Here is a 22,618-nt window from a genome sequence, read left to right as displayed (position 1 = left end):
CGGCAAGATCCAGTGGCTGAAAGACTGGGAAAGCAATGTGCCGCCACCGCTGCCTGGCGAGGCGCGCATAGTCGAGATGGCCAGGGCCAAGGGGCTGGACCCGGTTACCGGCATACCTGTTACCACGACAACGCCATGAATCTGCTCCGTCCCGGTTACCGTTTCCTGGCATTGCGGCCAACGCTGGCCGCAATCTGCCTGTTGCTGGTCGCCTGCAGCGCTAGCGCCATCAAGAGCCCGGACATGGACACCATCGACAAGCTACCTACCAAGCTGGAAGAACAGCTGGCCTTTCGCTGCGCCTACGAGCAGGCGCGCACGCCGCAACGCGGCCCGGAAGCCGAGCAGCTGTTCCAGCACGCGCGCTGGCTGCAGAAGAAGAACCGGCTGAAGGACGAGGCGGCGAAATACTCGGCCTTCGAGCGGCTGTACTGCATCGCCGCCGCCTGGGACCACGACAAGGCGGCACACAATCTGCTGCTGATGCTGATGCGTGGCCAGAGCGCCAGCGAGCTGCCGATCACCGAGGGCGTGGATCTGGTGCAGAGGCTGGTGGATCGCGGCCTGCCGCTGGGCTACTACGACATGGGCGTGCTGCTGTACCAGGGGTATGGCGTGGAGGGGTGCGAAGGACTGGCATTACAGTACATGCGCCATGCCGCCGATCTGGGGCGCCCGGACGCGCAGCATTACATCGGGGACAAATTGACCAGTCTAGGTGTTGATTACCTAGAGGCCTACAAGGCTGGGAACCAGATGCTGAAATGTGCAGCGGAACAGGGAAATCAAGAAGCAGCTTTTGATTATGCTACTGATGTAAAAATTGACAAAAACTACTCCGAAGCGCTCAGGTACTACCAATTGGCAGTGAAAGCAGGGCGCTCGGCCGGTGCACTGTGGCTATCTGATGCATTTCGCGGCCCCTCTCCCAGTGACGAGTTGGATTACCTAGGACTGACCAAAGACGAAGAGCGCTCTCGTCGCTACAACATTCTGTCCGACATTCTGGGGCGCTATTCCTACTTCCACCCTACGGTAGACGACATCGACGATATTGTGCCCTTGCCACCGGCCAAGTTGCCGCCATGGGATGGCAAGATCCAGTGGCTGAAAGACTGGGAAAGCAATGTGCCGCCACCGCTGCCTGGCGAGGCGCGCATAGTCGAGATGGCCAGGGCCAAGGGGCTGGACCCGGCTACCGGCATGCCTGCAACCACGACGGGGCCGCCATGAGCGTGCTTAGTCCCTGTCTCCGGCGCCTGACATTGCGGCCAACGTTGGCCGCAGCCTTTCCGCGGCTGACGGCTACCTCCGACTACCTGGAAACACCGCATGCCGTTAGCTGCGGCAATGGGCGGGAGCACAATCCTGTAACCCGGAATACCTGACATGCTCGAATCCCTTCTCCCCTATTACGAACGTGAGCTTGGCCATCTGCGCGAGCTGTCGGGCGAGTTCGCCCGCCGTTACCCCAAGATCGCCGGCCGCTTGCAACTGGAAGGCGACCAGTGCGAAGACCCGCATACCGAGCGGCTGATCGAGGCGTTTGCCTTTCTGACGGCGCGGGTGCACAAGAAGCTGGATGACGACTACCCGGAGGTAGCCACCAGCTTTCTGGACGTGCTGTACCCACACTACCTGCAGCCGATGCCGGCGGCGACAGTGGTGCAGTTCGAATGCGATGCGCAGCGGCCGGAGATCGGCAAGCGCTACCGCATCGAGCGCGGGCAGCAGGTGCTGGCGCCAGCCATCCAGGGGGTGAACTGCAAGTTCCGCAGCGTCTACCCGGTGGACCTGTACCCGCTGCAGCTGCAGGAAGCCAAGCTGGAGTTGACCAGCGGCTCGCCCTACCTGCGCAGCCTGGCGCCGGATGCCGCCGCCGTGCTGACGCTGAAGCTGCAGACCCAGGGCGGGGTGGCGCTGAATGCCATCGATCTGCAGTCGCTGCGCTTTTTCCTCGATGGCGAGCCGGCCTTGATGCACCTGTTGTACGAGATGCTGCTGTCCAATGTGCTGCGGGTGCAGGCAGGGGACGGCAGCGAGGACCCGGCGCGCACGCGCACGTTGGCCGCAGACAGCCTGCAGGCGGTGGGTTTTGGCCGTGACGAGGGCATGCTGGAGTACGACGAGCGCTCGTTCATGGGCTACCGGCTGCTGTCGGAGTACTTCAGCTACCCGGACAAGTTCCTGTTCGTCGATCTGCTGAACCTGGCGCCGCTGGCGGCGCGCCTGACGGGCGACACCCTGCAACTGCGCCTGCACCTGCGCAGCTACCCGGACAGCGAGCGTCATCACCGCCTGCAAAGCCAGTTGCAGCCGGCGCACTTGAAGTTGGGCTGCACGCCGCTGATCAACCTGTTTGTGCAGCCGGGCGAGCCGGTTCGCGTCACCCACCAGAAAACCAGCTATCCGGTGCTGACCGACGCACGCAAGCAGCAGGCTTACGAGGTGGTGCAGATTCGTAAAGTGGTGCGGGTGGAGAAATCCGGCGAAGGCGAGAGCAGCGAAGAGGTGCTGCCGTTCTATGCCACGCGTCACGGTAGTGGGCAAGCGCCCCGCTTTTACTGGCATGCCAGCCGCGAACCGTCGGTACGGCAAGGGGACCGCGGTACCGACATGGCGCTGCACCTGGTGGATCTGCAGTTTGAGGCGGTACGACCGGCGGGCGAGGTGCTGAGTCTGACGCTGCTGTGCAGCAATCGTGACCTGCCGGAGCAGATTCCGTTTGGTGGCAGTCAGGCGACCCAGCGTACCGATTTCCAGTTGCCCGGGCATTCGGTGGTGAAGCGCGTGCGCCTGTTGCGCAAGCCGGGTGCCAGCCAGCGCAGTCCGCTGGGACGGGCGCTGCAGTGGCGCTTGATCTCGCACCTGTCGCTCAACTACATGTCGATTGTCGAGGCAGGGCGTGAAGCGCTGCAGGAAATGCTGACCCTGTACAACCTAGGTGAGGCTGCGGCCAACGTGCGCCAGATCCAGGGCATTGTCGGCATCTGCAGCCAGCCGGCGGTACAGCGCGTCAACGGCCGCCACTTTTCCGGCTTCGTGCGCGGCACTGAAATCACGCTGACGCTGGATGCCGATTACTACGTCGGCGGTAGTGTTTACCTGTTTGCTTCCCTACTGGAGCGCTTCTTTGCGCTGTACTGCGCCCCCAACAGCTTTACCCGCCTGCGGGTGAAAACCGTGCAACGAGACGAGGAGGTCGCCCTATGGCCAGCCCGAGCCGGCGAAGCCCTCGTGATCTGAGGCAGGCACTGGCGCAGGACGCCAGCCAGTTCAGTTTTTTCCAGGCGGTGCGCCTTCTGGGACTGTGCGAGGGCACGCGCCGGGCACGGCGCACGCTGCCGGCGCAACTGCGCTTTCGTACCCTGGCGTCGCTGTCGTTTCCGGCCAGCGAGCTGGTGCAGTACCGCCCCCTGCCGCAGGGCGAGGCGACCTCGCCGGCCGAGATGACCGTGAGTTTCATGGGGCTGACCGGCCCCAGCGGCGTGTTGCCGACCTCGTACACCGAGTTGCTGCTGGAGCGGCGGCAGCAATTCCGCGATAGCACCCTGCACGCGTTCCTGGACTTGTTCAGCCATCGCGCCATTGCCCTGTTCTACGGTGCCTGGCGCAAGTATCGCTTCTGGTTGGCCGAGGAGGCCGGCGAACAGGACGGTTTTGGCCGCAACCTGCTGGATCTGGCCGGAGTCGGCATCAGCCGGCTGCGTGGCCAGGCGAGCAGGGACGGCCTGCTGGACGAGCGCGTGTTCATTTATTACGCCGGTCTGCTGAGCCAGAAGCCGCTGTCGGCGCAGACGCTGCAAACGCTGGTGGAGGGGCTGTTCGCCACCCGTGCCCAGCTGCAGCAGTTTGCCGGCCAGTGGCTGGCGGTGCCGTTGGCCGAACAAAGCCGGCTGGGTGGCCAGTCGTGCGAGCTGGGGGTGTCGCTGTTTGCCGGTGAGCGGCAGTGGGACCGCCAGACCCGCTTGCAGCTGCGGCTGGGCAGCCTGCGCCGTGCGCAATTCGATGCGCTGTTGCCGGGGGGCGACGGAGCCCGCGCCCTGCAGGCACTGCTGCAGTTTGCCGTCGGGCATCAGCTGGCGGTGGATGTCTGCCTGGTGCTGGACAAACGCGACGTGCCGCCGGCGCGGCTGGATGCCGCCCTGCCGCCTCGACTGGGGGCCAGCAGCTGGCTGGGGCCGCAGGCGCAGGACCCGGACGACGTGCGCTATGCGCTGTTGCATTGAGCGGCGGCCGCTCTCTTTCTTTCTTATCTGGACGAAAACACCATGTCAGTACCCTTGAAATCCCTGATCGAGCGCCTGACGCCTCCTGCCCGCCACTGCGTGGAACAGGCGGCTAGTCGGGCGCTGGCGCGTACGCATTTTGAAATCGAGATCGAGCATGTGCTGCTGACCATGCTCGACCAGAGCAACAACGCGGCCATTGCCGCGCTGTTGGCGGCAGGGGCAGATCTGCCCGCCTTGCAGCAGGGGATGGAGCAGGAGCTGGACGGTTTCCGCAGCGGCAACAGCCGCAACCCGGTGCTGTCCGCCTGGCTGCCCAAGTGGCTGGAAAAAGCCTGGTTGCTGGCCAGCGCGGAGTTCGGCGAGGACAGCGTGTCCAGCCTGGACCTGCTGCTGGCGTTGCTGCGCGACGAATCGCTACGCCCGGCACTGCAGAGCGGTTGTCCGGCCCTGCTGCAGCTGGACAGCAGCCGTTTGCTGCCGGCTTATGCCGCACTGCGCCAGCATGGCGGCGAGAGTGCTGCTGCCGCGGCGCCTGCGGCCAACCCTGTTGCCGCCGAGGCGTCCCGGGCCGCGCGTGGCGGTGCCGCGCTTGACAAGTACACCATCGACCTCACCGCGCAGGCACGCGCCGGCAAGATCGACCCGGTGCTGGGCCGCGAGGCGGAAATCCGCCAGATGATCGATATCCTGATGCGCCGCCGGCAGAACAACCCCATCCTCACCGGCGAGCCGGGCGTGGGCAAGACCGCGGTGGTGGAAGGGCTGGCGCGCAAGATCGTGCATGGCGAAGTGCCGTCGGTGCTGGCTGGTGTGGTGCTGCGCACGCTGGACCTGGGCCTGCTGCAGGCCGGGGCCAGTGTGAAGGGCGAGTTCGAGAACCGCCTGCGCCAGGTCATCGACGAGGTGAAGGCCAGCCCGGTGCCCATCATCCTGTTCATCGACGAGGCACATACCCTGATCGGTGCTGGCGGTGCCGCCGGGCAGAACGATGCGGCCAACCTGCTCAAGCCGGCGCTGGCGCGTGGCGAGTTGCGCACCATCGCTGCCACCACCTGGGCCGAGTACAAAAAATACTTCGAGAAGGACGCCGCGCTGGCGCGCCGCTTCCAGGTGGTGAAGGTGGAAGAGCCGGCACCGGAGATCGCGGTGCAGATGGTGCGCGGTCTGGCACAGGCCATGGCCGAACACCACCAGGTGGAGATCTTGGAAGAGGCGGTGGCGGCGGCGGTGCACCTGTCCAGCCGCTACATCACCGGCCGCCAGCTGCCGGACAAGGCCATCAGCGTGCTGGATACCGCCTGCGCCCGCGTGGCGCTGTCGCGTGCCGGCAAACCGGGGCCGATCGAAGACGTGGCGGTGCTGATCGCCAACGTGGAGCGCGAGATTGCCGCGTTGCAGCGCGAGGAGGGTCATGGCGAGAGAATCGGTGAGCTGAAGGCCCGTCGCGAGCAGCTGCAGGATGATCTGGCGCAATTGCATGCCGCGTGGCAGACACAGCAGCAACTGGTCGCCGAGATCGACGCGGCTCACCAGCAGCCGGCCGAGAGCAAAGGCGGTAAAACCCGCAAGGTCAGCCCGTTGCAGAGCAAGCGCAAGGCATTGCGCGAGCTGCAGCAGACGCAACCACTGGCGTTCGAGTGCGTGGACGAAAACGTAATCGCCGACGTGATCTCCGGCTGGACCGGCATTCCGCTGGGACGCATGGTCAGCAACGAGCTGGCCCAGGTGCAGCAGCTGGCGCGCCTGCTGGGCGAGCGGGTAATCGGCCAGGATCACGCGCTGCGGCAGATCGCCGAGCGGGTGCAGATCGCGAAGGCCGGGTTGGAAGACCCGGGCAAGCCCAAGGGTGTGTTCCTGCTGGTGGGACCGTCCGGCGTGGGCAAGACCGAAACCGCGCTGGCGCTGGCCGAGGCGCTGTACGGCGGCGAGCGCAATCTGGTCACCATCAATATGTCGGAATACCAGGAGGCGCACAGCGTGTCCGGGCTGAAAGGCTCGCCGCCGGGCTATGTCGGCTACGGCGAGGGTGGGGTGCTGACCGAGGCGGTGCGGCGCAAGCCTTACTCCGTGGTGTTGCTGGACGAGGTGGAAAAGGCGCACCCGGATGTGCTGGAGCTGTTCTTCCAGGTATTCGATAAGGGCGTGCTGGAGGACAGTGAAGGTCGCGAGGTGGACTTCAAGAACACCATCATCCTGCTCACCTCCAATGCCGGCACCGAGCTGGTGATGCGCGCCTGCGAGCACGGCGTGACGGTAGAGGGCGAAACCCGCACCCCCGGTGCCGAAGATCTGGTAGAGGTGCTGCGGCCAACCCTGCAGCAGGTATTCAAGCCGGCCTTCCTTGGCCGTCTGGACATCGTGCCCTACTTCCCGATCAGCGATGACGTGCTACACGCCATCGTGCAGCTGAAACTGGAGCGCATCCGCCAGCGCATCGCCAGCAACCATGGCGCGCAGGTGGAGTTCCCGGACGAGCTGGCCGCAGCCATGGCCGCGCGTTGCATGGACGTGGACAGCGGCGCGCGCAATGCCGACGCCATCCTTACCCGCACCCTGCTGGCGCAGATCTCCAGCGACTTGCTGGCGCGCATGGCCAGCGGCAAGCCGGTGAAGAAGATCGCCGTGGCGCTGAAGGGCGACGCGCTTAAGGTGCGCGTGAGCTAGGAGGGCGGGACGCATGCTGAAACTACTGGCCCTGCTGGGGCTGTCCACCCTGCTGTGGTGGTCAGCGCTGTGGCTGCTGATCCCGGTGCACTGGCAGCAGCTCAGCCCCACTGTCATGCTGCTGCTGCACCTGCTGCCGCCCATCATGCTTACCGTGCTGGTGCAGCTCTGGCGATTGCGCCAGCAGCGGCAGGAGCAGACTGCCGCCCAGGCGCAAGCCGATGCAGAGGCCGCCGCCCAGCAGGAACGGCGCGATGCCGCCCGCACGCAGCACCAGGCGGCGCTGCACGAGCGACAGCAAACGATAGCCTGTCGCTGGTTATGGGGGCAGGCGCTGCCTCAGCGTGACGAACCCGCCTGGCTGGCGGCACTGCCTGACGCTTGCCAGTGGTCGGTGCTGACGGCGGAGGAGGTGGCCGAGGGCGCGGTGCTGGACAGCCTGCAAGCGAGTGTGGCCGACGCCTTGCTTGCCCTGTATGGCGAGCTGCCGGGTGCCGCTGCGTTGCCGTTGTTGCTGGAGGTGCTGCCGCAGATCTCCGGCATTGAGCAGGTTGGCCGCATGCGTGAGCTGCAGCAGCAAGCCTGGTTCAGCGCACAGGGCGATGTGCCGCAGCCGGACAGCGATTGTCGCTTTCTGCCCGGCAGCGGCCCGTTGGCCGAACGCGTCCTGTCGTTTCTGGCGCAGGACCCGACGTTGCCCGGAGTGGTGGTGCTGGCCGCCGATGCGCCGCGGGCATTGCTGGATGCGGATGAGGAGCCGGACAGCCATACCCGCCAGCAGTGGCGCCAGCTGGGGCGCCAGCTGGGGCGCCCCGGTGCCGCCGTGGTGCTGATGCTGTTCCTGCGCGAGGGGCTGCTGGCGGCGGAAGGGCACGCCCCTGCGGCCGGCGCTGACCCCTACCAGCCCTACTGGGAACGAAGTGCTACCGCCATCCCGGCGGGCTGGGGGCCGGTGCCGGCATCAGCTCAGGCGGCCCTGTCTGCCTTGCCCGTGCTCGCCTGCCTGGCCCCGTCCAGCGGGACGGCGCTGGCGCAGCAGGGAACCCTGCAGCTCACCCGCCAGTTGCAGGCGCTGCTGGACAACGCGCTGGTGAATGCGGCGCTGCTGGACTACCCGTTCAGCGAGGAAGACGCCCGGCCGCAGGACAACCGGGCCGACAGCGTGGCCTGGCTGGTGCACAACAGTGGTGATGTCGAGGTTGGTGGCGCGCGGCTGTCCGCCATTGCCAGCAATCTCACCCGCCATCAGATCGCGCTGCACCCTATCGACGAAGCCTGCAACCTGGTCCGCGACTGGGGCGATGTCGGTGCGGCTACGTCCGCCATGCTGGCGGCGCTGGCGGTTACCCATTGCGCCCGGCTGGCGGCGCCGGCGGTCATTACCCAATTTCATCACGATCATGCTGCCCTGGCGGTGGCGCGGCCGGCCTGCAAGGAGAACACTCTATGAAACGCGCCATTCGCCTGGGCGACCCGACCAGCCACGGTGGCAAGGTGGTGAGTGCCGCATCCACTACCGTACTGTTCGGCAAACAGGTCGCCCTGCTGGGCGACCAGGTAACCTGCCCGCAGCAAGGGCATGCCAATTGCACCATCGTGGAAGGTGACGGTAGCTGGCTGGTGGGCGGCAAGCCGGTAGCACTGGAAGGCCACAAGGTGAGCTGCGGTGCCATGCTGATCTCCACCCTGCCCGAACTGGGCAAGGGCTGAGGCGCACCGTGATCCGAACACAAGCAACAGGTACATTTGCATGACACCAGAACAACTACTGGCTCCGATCGCCGGGGCGCACCCTGCTGGCGAGGATATGGCCTACTCGGCACTGTTTGACCAGATACGCGAGGCCCGTCGCAGCGACGACCCGACCCTGACGCAAGGCGAGTGGGAACAGACCCTCAAGCAGGCCGAATGGCCGAAAGTGGTCAAATTGTGCGAAGAGGCCCTCGTCTCCTACAGCAAGGATTTGCAACTGCTGGTGTGGTATGCCGAAGCGCAGGTCAAGGTGGCCGGGCTGGCCGGCCTGCAGCTGGCGCTGGCGGCACTGGACGGCTGGCTGCAGCAGTACTGGGACAGCGGCTTTCCGGAGCTGGACCCGCACGATCTGGACGAGCGCGTCGGCAAACTGGAGTGGTTGAACCTGCAGCTGGGGCAGGGCGTGCGCGAGCTGCCGCTGATCCGTCCCGAATTCGGTGGCTACAGCTGGTTGCAATGGCAGCAGTCGCGCGAGGTGGACAACCTGGGACTGAAGAACCCGGAAGCGCGCGAAGCGGCCATCGCCGAAGGCAAGCTGGCCGGTGAGACCTTCGACAAGGCCGCGCAGCAGTCGGGGGTCGCCTGGTTCCAGCAATGCATGGAGCAGCTGGTGGCGGTGCTGCAGGCCTACGAGGCACTGGATGCCGGCATCGAGCTGCGCTTTGGCGAGCAGGCACCCAGCCTGGCCGAGCTGCGCAATGCCATCTACGCCTGCCAGGACCTGGTGCTGCGTTACCGCCAGCAGCTGGGTGGTGGTCAGACCGGCAGCACGCCGCCCGCGGCCACCGTAACCGAGGAGAAGAAGCCCGTGAGTCCGTCCCCCGCCACCATGACCCCGCCACCGCTTGCCGCACCGGCCATCGCCTTTGACGGCAACATTGCCAACCGCCAGCAGGCGGTACAGATGCTCACCGAGGTGGCGCGCTACTTCCGCCACAACGAGCCGCACAGCCCGGTATCGCTGCTGGCCGAGCGCGCGGCACGCTGGGCGGAAATGAGCCTGGAGGAGTGGCTGCAGCACGTGGTGAAGGATGATTCCACCTTGCGCCAGCTGCAGGAGCTGCTGGACGTGCGCCAGGATTGAGTCGTCGCGACTGTCTGCTTGACCCCTGCTGCGGCCAACGTGGTTGACCGCAGCAGGGGACATGCGGATAATCCACCTTCTTTTCAAATGCTTAGCGCAGCCTGTCGCCAGTTTCGATGACCGTAGCACCCTCCGCCTTACCCCCGCGCCGCCTGTCCGTGGCCCCGATGCTGGACTGGACCGATCGCCACTACCGCTATTTTGCGCGCCTGATCAGCAAGAACACCTGGCTGTACACCGAGATGGTGACCACCGGTGCGCTGCTGCACGGCGATGTGCCGCGCCATCTGCGCTACCACGACGCCGAACACCCGATCGCGCTGCAGCTGGGCGGCTCCGAGCCGCAGGAGCTGGCGCAGTGCGCCAGGTTGGCCGCAGAGTGGGGCTACGACGAGGTCAATCTCAACGTCGGCTGTCCGTCGGAGCGGGTGCAGAAGGGTGCCTTTGGTGCCTGCCTGATGGCCGAGCCGCAGCTGGTGGCCGATTGCGTGAAGGCGATGCGCGACGCGGTCGACATCGACATCACTGTCAAGCACCGCATCGGCATCAACGATATCGACAGCTACGACGCGATGCGCGCCTTTGTCGACGTGGTCGCCGACGCCGGCTGCCACACCTTTATCGTGCACGCGCGCAATGCCATCCTCAAAGGCCTGTCGCCCAAGGAAAACCGCGAGATTCCGCCGCTGAAGTACGAGTACGTGTATCGCCTGAAGCAGGAGCGGCCGGATCTGGAGATCCTGATCAACGGCGGCATCAAGAGCAACGAGGAAATCGCCGCTCACCTGCAGCACGTCGATGGCGTGATGGTGGGCCGCGAAGCCTATCACAATCCCTACCTGATGGCGGAGTGGGACGCGCTGTTTTACGGCGACGACAGCCGCCCGCTGTCGCGCGGCAAGGTGGTGGAGGCGTTGCTGCCCTATGTCGCGGCACGGCTGCAGGACGGCAGCAATGTGCGTCACATCGCGCGCCATGTGCTGGGGCTGTTCCAGGGGCAGAAGGGCGCGCGGCAATGGCGGCGCATGCTGTCCGACAGCAAGGAGCTGCACGGCGCCGACGAGAGCCTGTTCATCCGCGCGCTGCTGGCGACGCAGGGTTGAACTGTCCGCATTCCTTGTTAAGATACGTCAGACACCCCCACGCCCGGTTCGCCGGGCTTTTTGGTTTTCAGGCGCGTAGCGCTGGCGGCTGCAAGCTTGGCCGCGCTACCCGCCGTCGGAGCAAAGCATGATCGAAAAACTGGTGCTGGCCAGCAACAACGCCGGCAAGCTGAAAGAATTCGCCGCCCTGCTGGCGCCGCTGGGCATCGAGGTGATCCCGCAGGGCCGCCTTAACGTGCCGGAGTGCGCGGAGCCGCACTACACCTTCCTCGAAAACGCGCTGGAAAAGGCGCGTCACGCCAGCCACATGACCGGGCTGCCGGCGCTGGCCGACGATTCCGGCATCTGTGTCGAAGCGCTGGGCGGCAAGCCCGGGGTGCAGTCGGCGCGCTTTGCCGGCGAGCCGAAATCGGACGAGCGCAACAATGCCAAGCTGGTGGAAAAGCTGCAGGGCAAGGCCAACCGCCGCGCCTACTACTACTGCGTGCTGGTGCTGGTGCGCCACGCCGACGATCCGCAACCGCTGGTGGTCGATGGCGCCTGGTACGGCGAGGTGGTGGACACCCCGTCCGGTAACGGCGGCTTCGGCTACGACCCGCACTTCTGGCTGCCAAGCCACGGCTGTACCGTCGCCGATCTACCGGCGGGGGTGAAGAACGGCATCAGCCACCGTGGCCAGGCGATGCAGGCCTTGCTGGCGAAGCTGCAGGCGCAACTGGCATGAGCGTGATCGACCTGTCGGCGCTGAAGGGCGGCTTGAAAGAGTTGCCGCCGCTGTCGCTCTACATCCACTTCCCGTGGTGCGTGAAGAAGTGCCCGTACTGCGACTTCAACTCGCACGAGTTCAAGCCGGTGCCGGGCGCCATCGCCATCCAGGCCGCCGACAACGTTGGCCGCAGCCGCGTCGGCGACGGCTTCGACGAGATGGCCTATGTCGAGGCGCTGCTGCGCGACTTCGAGTACAGCCTGCCGGCCATCTGGGGACGGCCGATCACCACCATCTTCATGGGCGGCGGCACGCCCAGCCTGTTCTCGCCGGAGGCGATGGATGCACTGCTGGCCGGCTTGCGCGCGCGTGCGCGCATCCATCCGGACGCCGAAATCACCATGGAGGCCAACCCCGGCACCTTCGAGAGCGAGCGCTTCAAGGGCTATCGCGCCGCCGGCATCAACCGGCTGTCGATCGGCATCCAGAGCTTCGATCCGCTCCAGCTCAAGGCGCTGGGGCGCATCCATGACGGTGACGAGGCGCGGCGCGCGGTGGAGATCGCGCTGACGCACTTCGATAATGTGAACCTCGACCTGATGTATGCGCTGCCGAACCAGACGCTGGCCGAGGCGCTGGCCGACATCGACACCGCCATCGCCTTTGGCGTCACGCACATCTCCGCCTACCACCTCACCATCGAGCCGAACACGCTGTTCGCGGTGCAGCTGCCGGCCAACTTGCCGGACGACGACATTTCCGCCGACATGCAGGAGGCGATCGAGGCGCGGCTGGAGGGTGCCGGTTACGTGCACTACGAGACCTCCGCCTTCGGCAAGCCGGGCCGCTTTGCCCGCCACAACGTCAACTACTGGCAGTTCGGCGACTACGTCGGCATCGGCGCCGGCGCCCACGGCAAGATCAGCTCGCACGAGGGCGTGGTGCGCGAGATGCGCTACAAGCAGCCGGCGGCCTATCTGCAGGCGGTGGCGGACGGCAATCCGCTGCAAAGCAGCCACAAGGTTGGCCGCAAGGAACTGCCGTTCGAGTTCATGATGAATACCCTGCGCCTGACCGGTGGCTTCGAGACCAGACTGTTTAGCGAACGCACCGGTTTGCCGGTATCCTGTATCCAATCGCAATTGCGGCAAGCGCAGGCGGAGGGGCTGATCGAACAGGATCTCACCCATCTGCGGCCAACGTTGAAGGGCCAGCGCTTCCTCAACGACCTGTTAACCCTGTTCCTGCACGACGAAGGAGAAAATTGATGGCCAAAGAAATCATCCACACCGACAACGCCCCGGCGGCAATCGGCGCCTACTCGCAAGCGGTCAAGGCCGGCAACACCGTGTACCTGTCCGGCCAGATCCCGCTGGATCCGGTGACGATGACCGTGGTGGAAGGCGGCTTTGCTGCGGAAACCCACCAGATGTTCAAGAACCTGAAAGCGGTATGCGAAGCCGCCGGCGGCTCGCTGGACCAGATCGTGAAGCTGAATGCCTTCCTCACCGACCTGTCCAACTTCGGCACCTTCAACGAAATCATGGCGCAGTACATGAGCCAGCCGTTCCCGGCGCGTGCCGCCATCGGCGTTGCCAGCCTGCCGAAGGGCGTGCAGGTGGAAGCCGACGCGATCATGGTGCTGGGCGAGTAATTGCCGGTATCTGCGTATCGGGATGTAAACAAAGCGGCCTACGGGCCGCTTTTTGTTTCTCTGCGGTCAACGTGGCGGAGTGGGGCAGTTTATCCGGTAGAGAGTCTACGACATCATTTTCTCAGTTAAATATGCCATTTGATATATTTTGCGATACAGTATGCTTAGTGTGCAGCTCAGGCATCCCGGCGGTGCGTGTATCCATGGAGAAGATACTTTGATAAGTGATTGATCCAGCGCTGGGAATCAAAAGCGAAGCGGTTGCTTATGCATGGCAAGATCGATTGTGCACCGGCATAGACATCAATCTAACGTTGGAAATTGTTATGAAATTCACGAAAATTATTGCTTCTATAATTTTTTCGTCCATGCCTTTGGTATCGCTGGCTTCAACTCCAGTGGAAAATGCTGATATGGCTATGCAAATATTTTTCGATTCATGCGCAAAAAAATTATGGGAATAATTCTGCCTCGTCCAAATGGGCAAAAAACCATTTGACGCGTGCAAATCCAGATTTTGAAAACAAGATTCTTCGTGGCCAGTCTGGTGAGGTTTGGGGCGCGGCTGGAAACTTTCTCTTGGTTCTAACAAACAACAGTTGCGCTGTTTGGTCAAGAAGAGCCGATGCCCAGAAAGTTAATGCCAATGTGGAAAGACTAGTTCAAAAAATTGCACGTCCCGGTATCGAGGTAAAAAAAATCATCGATAAAATCTCCGAAGGGTATGGCGGTAAATACAGGCAATACGGTTTCCAATTGGCCGCACCAAATAAAAAGCAAGGGATGCTTGTCCTATCCACGACATCAGAATCGCCAGCGGCTGAAATTCAGGCTCGTATAACCTTATCTCCCGTAAAAATCTAATCCATCATTGAATAAACGCCACTCATTCAAGAGGGGTTTATGTTGACATCGAAACAATTTTTATTCTAATGACATGATGAAATCAAGCTATCGCAAAATCCATAAAGCCGAAATCGAGCGACGCATGTACAAGCTTGTTGACCGGCGTTGGGATGCTCTATTCGGCACATTCTGCGCCAGCATCGTTTTAGCAGGGTTTGGGGTTAATTTATGTTTCATTGCCCGCCCTGCAAATGATGTCGGTGCAGTAATTTTATTTGTTTTTGCGGCGTTAATTTTCACCTTGCATAAGTGGTCGCTTCGTATGCTAAGAAATCAAGGACATACACGCGACTGGCTTAAACCACTTGATCAGCTCATCGTTGTGGCCATGATTGGTCTTGCCATTGCTCTATCTGGCTTTAATTCTGGACTGTCGCTTGCGGGTATTATTGTGGCCGGTGTTTTTGGCACTTGGAGGGCCTGGAAATACGCACGTCCATATTGGCGATCCCACTATTTTCGGGCCGGGCGTGAGTATTTCCGGGAGATAAAGAGTTATCGTCCTAACAATGCAGTCAAGCAGGAGGCGTTGGAGACGGTGCGCCCCAGCCCGTAGCCCGGACAAGCGGTAGGCGCATCCGGGATTAAAATCTCCGTCAATTCCCCTCGGCGTGGTGGCAACTTTCCCCGGTTGCGGCTTCGCCTTAGCCGGGCTACGTCCCAGGCGGCCCGCGGCTGAGCGCAAGGTTGGCCGCAAGCCTTATCCGCCGCCACGGTGCAGAATTCTCTTTTTGCCAAACCGGCCTGTTACCGCCGCCGGCGTTGCGCTAGCGTGGGAGCGGTGATCAATGACGAAGAGGAGGGCGGGTCATGGTGGCGGGGTCGACGTTATCGCTGTTTCTGCTGGCGGTGCTGGTATTGATGTTGTCGCCGGGGCCGAACATGGCCTTCGTGCTGTCGCACGGCATGGCGCTGGGGCCGAGGGGCGGGCTGGCCGCGGCGCTGGGCATTGCCGCCGCCGATCTGGTGCTGACGCTGCTCACCGCCAGCGGTGTCACCGCGCTGCTGGCGGCGTGGGCGCCGATGTTCGACCTGCTGCGCTATCTCGGCGCGCTGTACCTGCTGTGGCTGGCGTGGCAGGCATGGCGTCAGCCCGGCGTCGTCCGCCTCGGCGCGCACGGGCGGGTGCCGCTGGGGCGGGTGTTCCGCATGGCGCTGCTGGGCAGCCTGCTCAACCCCAAGGCACTGCTGTTCTTCATGGTGTTCCTGCCGCAGTTTGTCGATGCCGGTCGTGGTGACATCGTGTTGCAGCTGACGCTGCTGGGCATGGTGCTGTCACTGGTGGCGCTGCTGTTCAACAGCGCGCTGGGCAGCTGCAGCGGCCAGCTGGGGCGTTTGCTGCAGCGCCATCCGCGCGCGGCATGCTGGCAGCGCTGGGCACTGGCGGCGGTGCTGCTGGGGCTGGCACTGCGGTTGCTGCTGCTGGAGCGGCCGCTGCCGCGCTGAGGCCGGACCAAGGTTGGCCGCAATAAAAAAGGCCCCATGCGGTGCCTTTTTTGCCGACGGCCGCGGCGCTCAGGCGCGGTGGCGTGCCAAGGCGGTCGGGTTCGGCCGTTTGTGCCGGCCGGAGCTGGACATCGTCAAGTCCAGGAGGCCGTGGCATATCGATGCGGCCAGGCTCGCTTCCGGCCACAAAAAAGCCCGCTCATCCGAGCGGGCTTTGTCCTTGCTGCAATCCTGAAACGCTTAGCCGTTCTGGCGTGCCAGTTGCGGAGCGGCTTCTGTTTCGGCCACGTCACCGGCTGCGATGCAGGCGGCGGCGGTGAACAGCACGTCGGTGGAGCTGTTCAGCGCGGTTTCGGCGGAGTCCTGCACCACGCCGATGATGAAGCCGACGGCGACCACCTGCATCGCGACATCGTTGCTGATGCCGAACAGGCTGCACGCCATCGGGATCAGCAGCAGCGAGCCACCGGCCACGCCGGAGGCGCCGCAGGCGGCAACGGTGGACAGAATCGACAGCAGCAGCGCGGTCGGCACGTCCACGGTGATGCCCAGGGTGTGCACTGCGGCCAGGCTCAGCACCGAGATGGTGATGGCGGCACCGGCCATGTTGATGGTGGCGCCCAGCGGGATCGACACCGAGTAGGTGTCTTCATTCAGCCCCAGCTTCTTGCACAGGTTCATGTTGACCGGGATGTTGGCCGCCGAGCTGCGGGTGAAGAAGGCGGTGACACCGCTTTCACGCAGGCAGGTGAACACCAGCGGGTACGGGTTGCGGCGCAGGGTCACACCGACGATCAGCGGGTTCACCACCAGCGCGATGAACAGCATGGCGCCGACCAGTACCAGCAGCAGCTGGCTGTAGCCCAGCAGCGACGACAGACCGGTGGTGGCCACGGCTTCAGCCACCAGGCCGAACACGCCGACCGGGGCAAAGCGGATGATCACGCCGACGATGCGCGATACGCCGTCGGCCAGCTCGTTCAGCAGGGTCTTGGTGCTGTCGCTGGCATGGTGCAGTGCCATACCCAGTGCCACGGCCCAGGTCAGGATGCCGATGTAGTTACCGGTCGCGATGGCGTTGATCGGGTTGTCCACGATCTGGAACACTAGGTTGTTCAGTACCTGGCCGATGCCGCTAGGCGGGGTGGTGCTGCCGGCGGCAGCCACCAGTTTCAGCGTGGTCGGGAAGACAAAGCTGGCCACGACACCGGTGACGGCGGCCAGGAAGGTGCCCAGCAGGTACAGGGTGAGCACCGGGCGCATATTGGTCTGCACGCCCTGTTTCTTGCTGGCGATGGCGCTGGCTACCAGCACGAATACCAGTACCGGTGCCACGGCCTTCAGGCCTTTGACGAACAGGCTGCCGAGGAAGGTCAGCGACTGGGCGGAGTCGGGGGCGAAGCTGGCCACCGCAATACCGGCCAGCATGCCGATCAGGATCTGCAGCACGATGCTGCCATTCATGATCCTGCTGATAATCGAAGGATTCTGCTGCATAAATTCCCTAAATCAAGATGTGTTGAGTTGCTATGGGGACGACAGCCGGCACGATGGCAGATTCTTTTTGTCATGCGGTGAGTGCTTGCGGCCAAGCTGCGGCGGCGGGGTGGAGCCCGTCACCTCGGGGCGTTGCGAAATGCCATGAAAAACAGGCACATCGGTGTTGCGGTGCGCAGTGTAACAAATTTTCCCCTGTAGAAAAAATCCAGTATCCAGGATGCGGCTGCATTGTCGCGGCCGGCGGAACAGGCTGTTTCCGCTGGCGGCCTTCTGCCGGCGCCGCAGGCTGTGGCCTAATGGGCGCTTTGCCGGGTGTGCCGCCGCGCCCCGACGCTGCGGCCAACCTTGCCGGCCGCAGTCATTTACAGGAGCCACCATGAGCCGCAGCTATGCCTACCAGATCGTCAACGTGTTTGCCGAAAGCCGTTTCGGCGGCAATCCGCTGGCGGTGTTTACCGATGCCAGCGGTCTGTCGGATGACGACATGCAGCTGATCGCGCGCCAGTTCAACCTGTCGGAAACGGTGTTCCTGCTGCCGGGCGATGCCGGGGCCGCCGCCAGCCTGCGCATCTTCACCCCCAGTTATGAACTGCCGTTCGCCGGTCACCCCACCATCGGCAGCGCCGCGGTGCTGCACGCTCAGCACGGGCTGGGCGAGCGCTTTACGTTGCGCACCCGCGCCGGGCTGATCCCGATCCATTGGCAGGATGGCGTGTTCCGCCTCACCGCGGTGCCGGCCAGCCAGCGTGCGGCCAACCTTGCGCCGGCGGACGCCGCCGCGATGCTGGGCCTTGCCGCCGCCGACATCGCCGCCGCACCGATGTGGGTGAACGCCGGCAGCGAGCAGCTGCTGATTCGCCTCGCCAGCCGCGAGGCGGTACTGGCGGCGCGGCCGGTGCACGAGCTGTTCGTGCGCCACGCCACGCTGCACCCCGGGCGCAGCATCGCCTACCTGTGGCATGTGGCGGACAACGTCGCCACCGTGCGGCTGTTTTTCGAGCAGCAGGGCGCCGTGATCGAGGACCCGGGCACCGGTAGCGCCTGCGCCAACCTCGGCGGCTGGTGCGCGCTGAACGGCCTGGCGCCGCTGTCGTGGCGCATCGAGCAGGGCGCGGCCATCCAGCGGCCGAATGTGCTGTATCTGGATGTGGCGGCCGATGGCACGGTGCAGGTCGGCGGCAAGGTGCAGCAGTTGGGCGAAGGCACGTTCCGCTTGCCCTGAATACGCCTTGTTGCCAATATCATGAAGCGGCCGTGTGGCCGCTTTCTCATTGGAGCATCCACCATGCTGCCCGATCGTTTTGCCGTCATTTCCGACATCCACGGCAACCTGCCGGCCTTGCAGGTGGTGCTGGCCGACATGCACGGCCGCGGCGTCAGCCACGCGGTGAACCTGGGCGACATCCTGTCCGGCCCGCTGTGGCCGGCGGAAACCGCCGACCTGCTGATGGGCCTGAATCTGCCGACCATCGCCGGCAACCACGAACGCCAGTTGCTGGCCTGTCAGAGCAAGCCCGGCGGCCCGTCCGACCAGTACGCCTTTGACCAGACCTCGCCGCTGCAGCGCGCGTGGCTGGCGTCCTTGCCGGGTGCGCTGCGGCTGGGCGACGTGCAGCTGACCCATGGCAGCCCGCACAGCGACCTGCAGTACCTGCTGGACGATATCGTTGCGGCCAACCTGGTGCCGGCCAGTCGCGAAACCGTGGCGCAGCGGCTGGGGCAGACCAGCGCCACGCTGCTGTTGTGCGGCCACAGCCACATGCCGCGCCTGTTGCAGCTGCCGGACGGCCCGCTGGTGCTGAACCCGGGCAGCGTGGGCCTGCCGGCCTACGACGACAGTGACGGCGGCTATCACCGCGTGCAGACCGGCGCGCCGCATGCCAGCTACGCCATTGCCGAGCGGGTGGCGACGGGCTGGCAGGTACAACTGTTGCGGATTGCCTACGATTGGCCGCAGGCCGCACAACGGGCGGCAGACAACGGCCGGCCGGACTGGGCCGACTGGCTGCAAAGCGGCATGGCGACCTAGCGCCGGCTACGGTCGCCTGAAATTCATACAAGTGATTGAACGATTGGCGTATCAAGGTTAGAGTCGTGACACCAAACCGGTGTTTGAAAAGGCATGAGGGGTGCCGGCGCCGGACAACACGAGGGAGATACGCACCATGAAGACACTAACCCAGCTTGCTACCGTCACCGCCTTGCTGCTGGCCAGCCAGGCGGCACTGGCTGCCGGTGCCGGCGGCACCTGGAAAACCATCGACGACGAAACCAAGCAGGCCAAGGCGCTGGTGGAAATCAGCGAAAGCGCCGGCGGCGAGCTGTCCGGCCGCATCGTGAAGCTGTTTGCCAATCCGGACGCGGTCTGCGACAAGTGCGACGGCCCGCTGAAGGGCAAGCCGGTGGTCGGCATGACCATCCTCACCGGCCTGAAAAAAGGCGGTGACGGCTGGGAGGGCGGCAAGATCCTCGACCCGAAATCCGGCAAGGTGTACAGCGCCAAGGCCAAGCTGGCCGAGGCCGGCAAGAAGCTGGAAGTGCGCGGCTTCATCGGCATGGCGCTGCTGGGCCGCACCCAGACCTGGGAACGCCAGTAAGCCAGCCGCCGCGGCCAGCGCAGTCGTGAGCTGCAGCAATCGACGGGACAGCCCGTTGTCTAGATAGGGGTTGGTATACCGAAGTAACCAAAATTGAGGCTTGGCAAGGTCATCTTGCCAAGCCTCAATTTGGTATATGTACCGTTAAATAGTATCACTATTATTGACTTGCTCTCTACGGAGTAACCTCGTTGAAGCAAATGCGATAATTAATCAGTCGTCGTCTAGCGGCACCGTCTGGACATCAATTACTTCTGCAGGCCCAGTTTACCCAGGCTCAGTGATCCCGAAGAATTTTGAACTTGCTCTTGACGGTGGGTAGTCAATTTGGATTGACTCAAATGCAACCAAACACATTGCAGAGTATGCTGCCTAAAAAGCGAAAGACTTCACTCCTCAGGCGGTTAAGCTGTCCAGCCAAGTGCAACTCAATAGCCTGAAAAATGCCATTGAACAAACACAGATCAATGGCATAAAATATCGCCAACTAATTGAAGTAGATGGGTGGGAATTAGTTTTTGCTCCTCCAAAAACCGTCGGGCAACTCCCCGTTTTGTACCATGCCGTTTATAAAAGGAGATAGTTATGATAAAAACAATTTCTTACAAGGCACCTTGTTCAAGTCTTATTAAAAATGAGGATTACCTGCCTTTTCACATCTCATTTCCTAGCGAAGAAACATCAACGCCAATCTATTGGAGGACTGGGAATTTCGAAAATAAACTTATAGAAATTGGGATAAATGAAAAAAGTGGTAGCATTTGTTCAATTGCATTAATTTTACCTGGAGGTATAAATCAAAAACAAGTCAAAAACACGGTCGAAAAAAAGACAATCCAAGGCTTTCCTATTTTTCAAATTTCCGAATTGCTCAAGGAAACGTATAAAGATGAACTTTGCGAATTTAATGTTTTCATAAAAAAAGCAGCATTATAATTGAATTTTCAAAAAAAAAGAAACCAATTTTGTTTACACATCTAATAATATTGAATTTGGGTTTGATTCCAATAGCTTCTTAATATGGATCAACATTGAAATCAACAAAGAGGACGCCTCCATATTTGACAAAATCCTAGAAAGTCAAATTTAGCTAATTGCCATACAATATTCGATTACAATTCCTACCTCACGCCACCGCTTGCCGAATAGGCGTGGCGGCCAGCACCGCTGCTGGGCGGACAGGGCACCAGCGACAGCGCCCGGTCGACCACCTTCGCCGCCATCAGCGACGGTGCCATCGAGATTCGCGGTAACGACCGGCAAGATCAGGATGTCGCCACCCCCAGCCGCGATGCCGAGCACGCCGCCAACGGCCTCTCCCCCATCTTCAACAAGCAGAAAGAAAGAGCTGGACCGCCTGCAGGTGGCCCAGCTACTAAGCGAGATCGGCGCCCAGGCTACCCAGGTCGTGATCACGCAGATGGCGATGCCCGCGCAGCTGAAGGGCGCGGAGGCCGCGACCGCCGCGCTACAAGGGCTGGCAGGCGGCAACCTGGCGCCCCATGATCAAGGATCTCACCACCGACAGCAATGGCCAGGTCAACACCGACGCCAATGCGATGGCGCATCGCCGTACTGGGCGCCGCGCTGGCCGAAGCGAAAGGTGGCAGCCCCGCTGGCAGCCAGTCTGCTGCTGGCACAGTTCTATCCCGACAAGAGTGTTGATCAGCTGACCGAGAGCGAGAAGCAAACGGTCTCGGCACTGACGACGTTGACCGGCACCCTGGCGGGAGCGCTAGTGGCGGGCAATAGTGCGGGTGCGGTGACGGCAGGGCAGACGGCGAAGAATGAGGTGGAGAACAACTTCCTGAGCCAGCAACAAATCAAGAACAAGCAGGCAGAATTAGCCCGAGCGGCCACCCCAGAACAACGGAAGGCCATTGAAGAACGTTATGCGGCGTTGGACAAGCAGCAGCGTCGGGAACTGGTAACGGAATTGATGAGTAACGAGCTGGGGGTCATGATACCGGTTCGTGCCGAGCAGATTCGTGACGGTCTGAAGCAACTACTGACAGATCCAACTTGTACGGCCAACTGTCGTCGTGATGTCCAGACCAGCATAATGGAGTTGGACGTACAGCTAAGCAACAACCAAAACCAGCAGAGTTGGAAACCTAATGTACAGCCAACGCTGAATTTGGCAGAAAGTGTAATTGGTATACTCGCCATAGTCGGCCCTGGCGCAAGCAAAGGATTAAAGGGGATAATTGGCCTCGCACCGGGTAGCAGACTTGGTGTCGAGGCTGAAGCTAAAATTGCCAATCAGTTCTATAAAGATGGTAATAAATGGGCAGATACCAATGGCGCTTTGGTCTGGCCAAAAAGCAATGGTTTTGTAGACCTCCCGAAGCTTGAAAATCTCAAGCCGGGGATCCGCCTCGACCGTTATGGTGGAGACTCTGGCCGTTTCCTATCTCCAGCAGGAACGCCATTTGAGCAGCGTGCTATACCGAATGCATCGAAAAATGAGCTATACAAAGTATACGAAGTGGTGAGGCCATTTGAAGTGCAATCTGGGAAAATTGCCCCCTGATTTGATCAACTAGGCATGGGAACTCAATACTTATCTGAAAAATAAAATTTAAATAGAATAATTAAAAATGGATATATTTAGGAAATAAAATGATAAAGATTGATGGCGATCTGGATATTGATTTTTCAACTCTCCCGGATAACCAAGATTTACTCGAAAAAGACTCAAGCCAGAAAAAGCTATTTTCATGCATTCATGAATGCCTGAACAACAATGGAATAAAATCTGGCTATACCCTAGGCTACCTTGGAGGAAATGAGGAATATAGTCTTTTTAAGAGATCGGGGTACTGGATAGTAGCTTTTTCAGAAAGAGGCCGACACGATGCCATAGCAGTGTTTATGGACTTTCATGATGCCACCGAATTTTTCTTAGGCAAAATGCTTGATTTGAGTAACAAGTACTTTGACTGGGAAAAGGTTTTTAATTGACAAATAGTGC

At 62.0% G+C, this 22,618-nt stretch carries 22 protein-coding genes; 21 read left to right on the top strand and 1 reads right to left on the bottom strand.

The features are described 5' to 3' along the window. Positions 1-7: 7 nt before the first annotated feature. The 15 genes from C8E02_RS17785 to C8E02_RS00710 all read left to right on the top strand — a co-directional run bounded on the left by C8E02_RS17785 (position 8) and on the right by C8E02_RS00710 (position 15,547). Positions 8-139, top strand: coding sequence for a DUF6396 domain-containing protein (locus C8E02_RS17785; protein ID WP_425451926.1), 132 nt, complete (start codon positions 8-10; stop codon positions 137-139). Next, positions 136-1,233: an SEL1-like repeat protein gene (locus tag C8E02_RS00765; protein WP_147424402.1), complete on the top strand. Its 1,098-nt coding sequence runs from the start codon at positions 136-138 to the stop codon at positions 1,231-1,233. Before C8E02_RS17785 ends, C8E02_RS00765 begins: the two co-directional genes overlap by 4 nt. Positions 1,234-1,389: 156 nt before the next feature. Further along, the gene (gene tssF / locus C8E02_RS00760; protein WP_120809269.1) at positions 1,390-3,246 is read left to right on the top strand and encodes a type VI secretion system baseplate subunit TssF; all 1,857 of its coding nucleotides are present in this window, start codon (positions 1,390-1,392) and stop codon (positions 3,244-3,246) included. Beyond that, positions 3,210-4,229 (top strand): type VI secretion system baseplate subunit TssG, encoded by a 1,020-nt coding sequence (gene tssG / locus C8E02_RS00755; RefSeq protein WP_120809268.1) that lies wholly within the window; start codon positions 3,210-3,212, stop codon positions 4,227-4,229. Before tssF ends, tssG begins: the two co-directional genes overlap by 37 nt. A gap of 42 nt (positions 4,230-4,271) precedes the next feature. Next, positions 4,272-6,896 carry a type VI secretion system ATPase TssH gene (gene tssH, locus C8E02_RS00750; RefSeq protein ID WP_120809267.1) on the top strand — a complete coding sequence of 875 codons (2,625 nt, stop codon included), beginning with the start codon at positions 4,272-4,274 and terminating at the stop codon, positions 6,894-6,896. A 13-nt stretch (positions 6,897-6,909) separates the two neighbouring features. After that, positions 6,910-8,346 (top strand): hypothetical protein, encoded by a 1,437-nt coding sequence (locus tag C8E02_RS00745; protein ID WP_120809266.1) that lies wholly within the window; start codon positions 6,910-6,912, stop codon positions 8,344-8,346. After that, a complete protein-coding gene (locus C8E02_RS00740) occupies positions 8,343-8,606 on the top strand; it encodes a PAAR domain-containing protein (RefSeq protein ID WP_047966906.1) in 264 nt (87 codons plus the stop codon). Before C8E02_RS00745 ends, C8E02_RS00740 begins: the two co-directional genes overlap by 4 nt. Before the next feature lie 40 nt (positions 8,607-8,646). Continuing rightward, positions 8,647-9,732, top strand: a complete 1,086-nt coding sequence (gene tssA / locus C8E02_RS00735) for a type VI secretion system protein TssA (protein ID WP_120809265.1) — start codon at positions 8,647-8,649, stop codon at positions 9,730-9,732. A gap of 116 nt (positions 9,733-9,848) precedes the next feature. Beyond that, on the top strand, positions 9,849-10,835 hold the full coding sequence (gene dusA, locus C8E02_RS00730) for a tRNA dihydrouridine(20/20a) synthase DusA (protein ID WP_120809264.1): 987 nt from the start codon (positions 9,849-9,851) through the stop codon (positions 10,833-10,835). Between the two features lie 127 nt (positions 10,836-10,962). Continuing rightward, complete coding sequence (rdgB, locus tag C8E02_RS00725) at positions 10,963-11,559, top strand: RdgB/HAM1 family non-canonical purine NTP pyrophosphatase (protein WP_047966909.1); 597 nt, start codon at positions 10,963-10,965, stop codon at positions 11,557-11,559. Next, on the top strand, positions 11,556-12,809 hold the full coding sequence (gene hemW / locus C8E02_RS00720) for a radical SAM family heme chaperone HemW (RefSeq protein ID WP_120809263.1): 1,254 nt from the start codon (positions 11,556-11,558) through the stop codon (positions 12,807-12,809). The genes rdgB and hemW overlap by 4 nt, the downstream gene beginning before the upstream one ends. Then, complete coding sequence (locus C8E02_RS00715) at positions 12,809-13,195, top strand: RidA family protein (RefSeq protein WP_120809262.1); 387 nt, start codon at positions 12,809-12,811, stop codon at positions 13,193-13,195. The genes hemW and C8E02_RS00715 overlap by 1 nt, the downstream gene beginning before the upstream one ends. Before the next feature lie 405 nt (positions 13,196-13,600). Next, positions 13,601-14,059 (top strand): NMCC_0638 family (lipo)protein, encoded by a 459-nt coding sequence (locus tag C8E02_RS17100; RefSeq protein WP_147424401.1) that lies wholly within the window; start codon positions 13,601-13,603, stop codon positions 14,057-14,059. 124 nt (positions 14,060-14,183) lie between these two features. Then, entirely contained in the window at positions 14,184-14,657 is a 474-nt protein-coding gene (locus tag C8E02_RS17095) for a hypothetical protein (RefSeq protein ID WP_170152068.1), read from the top strand. A gap of 254 nt (positions 14,658-14,911) precedes the next feature. Beyond that, the gene (locus tag C8E02_RS00710) at positions 14,912-15,547 is read left to right on the top strand and encodes a LysE family translocator (protein ID WP_120809261.1); all 636 of its coding nucleotides are present in this window, start codon (positions 14,912-14,914) and stop codon (positions 15,545-15,547) included. Between the two features lie 240 nt (positions 15,548-15,787). Here the strand turns inward: C8E02_RS00710 and sstT are convergent, their stop codons facing one another. Further along, complete coding sequence (sstT, locus tag C8E02_RS00705; RefSeq protein ID WP_120809260.1) at positions 15,788-17,044, bottom strand: serine/threonine transporter SstT; 1,257 nt, start codon at positions 17,042-17,044, stop codon at positions 15,788-15,790. 379 nt (positions 17,045-17,423) lie between these two features. Here sstT and C8E02_RS00700 point away from each other — a divergent pair, with 379 nt between their 5' ends. From C8E02_RS00700 to C8E02_RS17085, 6 genes are all read left to right on the top strand, one after another. Then, entirely contained in the window at positions 17,424-18,269 is an 846-nt protein-coding gene (locus C8E02_RS00700) for a PhzF family phenazine biosynthesis protein (protein WP_120809259.1), read from the top strand. 63 nt (positions 18,270-18,332) lie between these two features. Beyond that, on the top strand, positions 18,333-19,076 hold the full coding sequence (locus C8E02_RS00695) for a metallophosphoesterase family protein (RefSeq protein WP_120809258.1): 744 nt from the start codon (positions 18,333-18,335) through the stop codon (positions 19,074-19,076). Positions 19,077-19,212: 136 nt separating this feature from the next. Beyond that, positions 19,213-19,644, top strand: a complete 432-nt coding sequence (locus C8E02_RS00690; RefSeq protein WP_120809257.1) for a DUF2147 domain-containing protein — start codon at positions 19,213-19,215, stop codon at positions 19,642-19,644. Positions 19,645-20,229: 585 nt separating this feature from the next. Then, the gene (locus C8E02_RS17090; protein ID WP_147424399.1) at positions 20,230-20,580 is read left to right on the top strand and encodes a hypothetical protein; all 351 of its coding nucleotides are present in this window, start codon (positions 20,230-20,232) and stop codon (positions 20,578-20,580) included. Positions 20,581-21,007: 427 nt separating this feature from the next. Beyond that, complete coding sequence (locus C8E02_RS00685) at positions 21,008-22,177, top strand: glycohydrolase toxin TNT-related protein (RefSeq protein WP_170152067.1); 1,170 nt, start codon at positions 21,008-21,010, stop codon at positions 22,175-22,177. Between the two features lie 89 nt (positions 22,178-22,266). Beyond that, positions 22,267-22,608: a hypothetical protein gene (locus C8E02_RS17085; RefSeq protein WP_147424398.1), complete on the top strand. Its 342-nt coding sequence runs from the start codon at positions 22,267-22,269 to the stop codon at positions 22,606-22,608. Positions 22,609-22,618 lie beyond the last annotated feature (10 nt).

Origin of the sequence: Vogesella indigofera (assembly GCF_003633895.1) — a bacterium.
GTDB classification, from domain to species: domain Bacteria; phylum Pseudomonadota; class Gammaproteobacteria; order Burkholderiales; family Chromobacteriaceae; genus Vogesella; species Vogesella indigofera.
The sequence above is the reverse complement of the archived record's forward strand: the minus strand, read 5'-3'. Positions and strand labels throughout refer to the sequence as shown.

Excerpts from the sequence above, each read along its gene's own strand:
- C8E02_RS00765 (WP_147424402.1), top strand. The coding sequence starts at position 136 with ATGAATCTGCTCCGTCCCGGTTACCGTTTCCTGGCATTGCGGCCAACG.
- tssF (WP_120809269.1), top strand. The coding sequence starts at position 1,390 with ATGCTCGAATCCCTTCTCCCCTATTACGAACGTGAGCTTGGCCATCTG.
- tssG (WP_120809268.1), top strand. The coding sequence starts at position 3,210 with ATGGCCAGCCCGAGCCGGCGAAGCCCTCGTGATCTGAGGCAGGCACTG.
- tssH (WP_120809267.1), top strand. The coding sequence starts at position 4,272 with ATGTCAGTACCCTTGAAATCCCTGATCGAGCGCCTGACGCCTCCTGCC.
- C8E02_RS00745 (WP_120809266.1), top strand. The coding sequence starts at position 6,910 with ATGCTGAAACTACTGGCCCTGCTGGGGCTGTCCACCCTGCTGTGGTGG.
- C8E02_RS00740 (WP_047966906.1), top strand. The coding sequence starts at position 8,343 with ATGAAACGCGCCATTCGCCTGGGCGACCCGACCAGCCACGGTGGCAAG.
- tssA (WP_120809265.1), top strand. The coding sequence starts at position 8,647 with ATGACACCAGAACAACTACTGGCTCCGATCGCCGGGGCGCACCCTGCT.
- dusA (WP_120809264.1), top strand. The coding sequence starts at position 9,849 with ATGACCGTAGCACCCTCCGCCTTACCCCCGCGCCGCCTGTCCGTGGCC.
- rdgB (WP_047966909.1), top strand. The coding sequence starts at position 10,963 with ATGATCGAAAAACTGGTGCTGGCCAGCAACAACGCCGGCAAGCTGAAA.
- hemW (WP_120809263.1), top strand. The coding sequence starts at position 11,556 with ATGAGCGTGATCGACCTGTCGGCGCTGAAGGGCGGCTTGAAAGAGTTG.
- C8E02_RS00715 (WP_120809262.1), top strand. The coding sequence starts at position 12,809 with ATGGCCAAAGAAATCATCCACACCGACAACGCCCCGGCGGCAATCGGC.
- C8E02_RS17100 (WP_147424401.1), top strand. The coding sequence starts at position 13,601 with ATGCTGATATGGCTATGCAAATATTTTTCGATTCATGCGCAAAAAAAT.
- C8E02_RS17095 (WP_170152068.1), top strand. The coding sequence starts at position 14,184 with ATGTACAAGCTTGTTGACCGGCGTTGGGATGCTCTATTCGGCACATTC.
- C8E02_RS00710 (WP_120809261.1), top strand. The coding sequence starts at position 14,912 with ATGGTGGCGGGGTCGACGTTATCGCTGTTTCTGCTGGCGGTGCTGGTA.
- sstT (WP_120809260.1), bottom strand. The coding sequence starts at position 17,044 with ATGCAGCAGAATCCTTCGATTATCAGCAGGATCATGAATGGCAGCATC.
- C8E02_RS00700 (WP_120809259.1), top strand. The coding sequence starts at position 17,424 with ATGAGCCGCAGCTATGCCTACCAGATCGTCAACGTGTTTGCCGAAAGC.
- C8E02_RS00695 (WP_120809258.1), top strand. The coding sequence starts at position 18,333 with ATGCTGCCCGATCGTTTTGCCGTCATTTCCGACATCCACGGCAACCTG.
- C8E02_RS00690 (WP_120809257.1), top strand. The coding sequence starts at position 19,213 with ATGAAGACACTAACCCAGCTTGCTACCGTCACCGCCTTGCTGCTGGCC.
- C8E02_RS17090 (WP_147424399.1), top strand. The coding sequence starts at position 20,230 with ATGATAAAAACAATTTCTTACAAGGCACCTTGTTCAAGTCTTATTAAA.
- C8E02_RS17085 (WP_147424398.1), top strand. The coding sequence starts at position 22,267 with ATGATAAAGATTGATGGCGATCTGGATATTGATTTTTCAACTCTCCCG.